The 2,493-nt window shown below is 68.6% G+C and carries 3 protein-coding genes and 1 pseudogene; 3 read left to right on the forward strand and 1 reads right to left on the reverse strand.

What is annotated here, in order from left to right:
• Positions 1 to 228, forward strand: a 228-nt coding sequence (locus tag ACFFNX_RS47535) for a TCP-1/cpn60 chaperonin family protein (RefSeq protein ID WP_378213012.1), incomplete at its 5' end; no start/stop codon positions are given.
• Positions 229 to 342: 114 nt separating this feature from the next.
• A complete protein-coding gene (locus tag ACFFNX_RS47540) occupies positions 343 to 945 on the forward strand; it encodes a hypothetical protein (RefSeq protein ID WP_378213013.1) in 603 nt (200 codons plus the stop codon).
• A gap of 25 nt (positions 946 to 970) precedes the next feature.
• Here the strand turns inward: ACFFNX_RS47540 and ACFFNX_RS47545 are convergent, their stop codons facing one another.
• Positions 971 to 1,750 (reverse strand): ArsR/SmtB family transcription factor, encoded by a 780-nt coding sequence (locus ACFFNX_RS47545; RefSeq protein WP_378213014.1) that lies wholly within the window; start codon positions 1,748 to 1,750, stop codon positions 971 to 973.
• A gap of 319 nt (positions 1,751 to 2,069) precedes the next feature.
• Between ACFFNX_RS47545 and ACFFNX_RS47550 the strand changes: the two are divergent.
• A pseudogene (locus ACFFNX_RS47550) lies at positions 2,070 to 2,493 on the forward strand (hypothetical protein); the annotation flags it as partial.

Consider the following 2,493-nt stretch of genomic DNA (forward strand, 5'->3'; position numbering starts at 1 on the left):
GAGCGGGTTCGTTCGCTGGAGCCTGGTCGGGGTCTGAACGCGGCGACCGGTGAGTACGTGAACATGTTCGAGGCCGGGATCATCGACCCGGCGAAGGTGACGCGTTCGGCGTTGCAGAACGCGGCGTCGATCGCGGCGCTGTTCCTGACGACCGAGGCCGTCGTCGCGGAAAAGCCCGAGAAGGAGAAGGCCCCGGCCGCTCCCGACGCGGGCGGCATGGACTTCTAAGTCCGACAACGTCAGGGGCGGCCCTCGGTGCTGGGGCCGCCCCTTTCGTTATGCCTGCTTAAAGGCGAATCGAATTTTGTCCCCGACCTACCGTGTCGGTCGTACACTTCGCGCGTGGACCTTTTCAACACCCCTGTGCTCGTTTACGACCAGCCGCCGGAGATGTTCTCGGTCGAGGCGAAGTACACCATCTGGAACCCACAGGGTCAGCCGGTCGCCAATGTCGCGGAACAGGGCGTGGGCGGGGCGCAGAAGGCCTGGCGCGTGCTCAACCAGCGCCGCAACGACCAGGCCAAGCGCGACCTCCTCGTGACCAGGCCCGACGGCATGCCCTATTTCTGGGTGAACAAGCCGTACTCCTACGTCGGCACACCGAAGATCGATGTCGTCACGCCACAGGGGCAGTTGATCGGCCATCTCCGTAAGCGGGCCCTGCAGGGCTATGAGATGCTCGACGCGTACGAGCGCCAGATCGGCTACTTCGACCACATGACGTCCCAGGTGACCGACTGGCAGAACGTCCAGATCGCGACCTTCCGGCGGGCCGGGGGCGTGGGCGACTACATCTCGCAGATGTTCAGCGGTGCCGACCGCTACGTGCTGCAGCTCAACTTCCAGCTCCCCGAGCCGATCCGCACGCTGACGCTGGCCTGCCCGCTCGCCTACGACACCACCCGCTCCTCCAACCGCGGGATGGGCGGCTTCCTGGGCATCTGACCGCATCCCCACGGGGGCCGCTTCCTTACAGCGGATCGCCGGACTCCAGGAGCGACTTGAGGGAGGCGATGACGTGCGGCCAGCCGTTGCTCACGTCCGGCAGTACGGCGCTGCCGGGGTCGAAGCCGTCATGGGTCACGGTGAGCTTCACCGCCGCCCCGGCCTTCTCCAGGTCGAAGGTGACCTTCGACCGGGGCTCGGCGGCCAGCGTGGCCAGGGCGTCCGCGGACTTGCCGGCGTACTCCGCCCACTCGGGCGTGAAGGTGTGCCAGGTGTAGGACAGTCGCCGGTACGGCTCGCTGACCAGCACGATCTGTTCCGGGTCGCTCGTCTCGAACCCGCCCTCCCGCCAGGTCATCGATGATCCCTCGGCCCAGTCCGTGCCGAACTCGACGCCCCAGTAGCGCTTGGTGAACACCGGATCGGTGAGCGCCTGCCAGAGCTGTTCGGGCGTGGTCCTGATGTAGGTGACGTAGACGAACTCGGGTTTGCTCATCAGACGGTCCTCCAGTGAGGTCTTCAGGTCGGCGAGCGCGTGCACCCGCTCCCGGTCGTACCGGTTGATCCAGCGTTCGGCGATCTCGTTGATGGGCGCGGCGTTGACGTAGTGCAGCTTCTCCCGGCCGTGCCGGACGGCCGTCACGAGGCCGGCGGCCTCCAGGACGGTCAGGTGCTTGGCGACGGCCTGCCGGGTCATGCCCGACTCGGCGCACAGCTCATGCAGGCTTTGACCGTTGCGAGTGTTGAGACTGTCGAGCAGCCGCCGGCGTGTGGCGTCGGCGAGAGCCTTGAAGACCGCGTCCATCCCCATCCTTCGAACAAAGGCAACCTTCTGGTTGCATAAGAACTTAGGCAACCAGAAGGTTGCATGTCAAGGGCCGGGTGGCGGGGAACGTCCTCGTGGCGGCCGGCGGCGTGAGCTCGCCGGTACGTCGCCGCACGTCGGACCGCTCTTTCAGGCACCGGCCGCCCACGAGGCGGAGATGATCGCCCAGCGCACCTCCGCTGCCAACGGCCACCGCGTGCTCGGCCAGGACCCCTCTTCGTCGGGGAACGGCGTGTGATCATGGTCCCCTGCCGAGGTACTCCCAGACGGCGCGCGAAGCGCGAACGAAGGAGGAGCCGTGACGATCCTCGCGCTGGACCAGGGCACGTTCGCGACCAAGGCACTGGTCGTACGGCCCGACGGCACGGTCGCGGGTGCGGCCGGGCGGCCGGTCCGTTCCGCGTTCCCGGTGCCGGGCGCCGTCGAGATCGCCCCCGGTGAACTCTTCGCCTCGGTGCTCGACGCGGGCCGGGCGGCGCTCGCCGAGGTACGCGGCCGGGGGCGCGTGTCCGCGGTGGTGCTGGAGCGCGACGGGCACCGGTGGAGCGTGCCGGTGGTGTTCACCGGCGACCGGATCCCCGACCACGAGCGCGCCCAGGGCGCGGACCTGGGAGCGGTGACGCGGGGCCCGGCCGTGGACGCGACCTCGGTGCCGGGCCTGCGACCTCTGACGTCGGCCGTCTCCACCGGACGGCACACGGGCGGCGATCGTCCGCCGGCTG

This window comes from Actinoallomurus acaciae (assembly GCF_042429965.1).
In the GTDB taxonomy this organism is placed as follows: domain Bacteria; phylum Actinomycetota; class Actinomycetes; order Streptosporangiales; family Streptosporangiaceae; genus Actinoallomurus; species Actinoallomurus acaciae.

Bases quoted from the DNA above. Each gene is read 5' to 3' on its own strand.
- ACFFNX_RS47545 (WP_378213014.1), bottom strand. From the start codon at position 1,750: ATGGACGCGGTCTTCAAGGCTCTCGCCGACGCCACACGCCGGCGGCTG.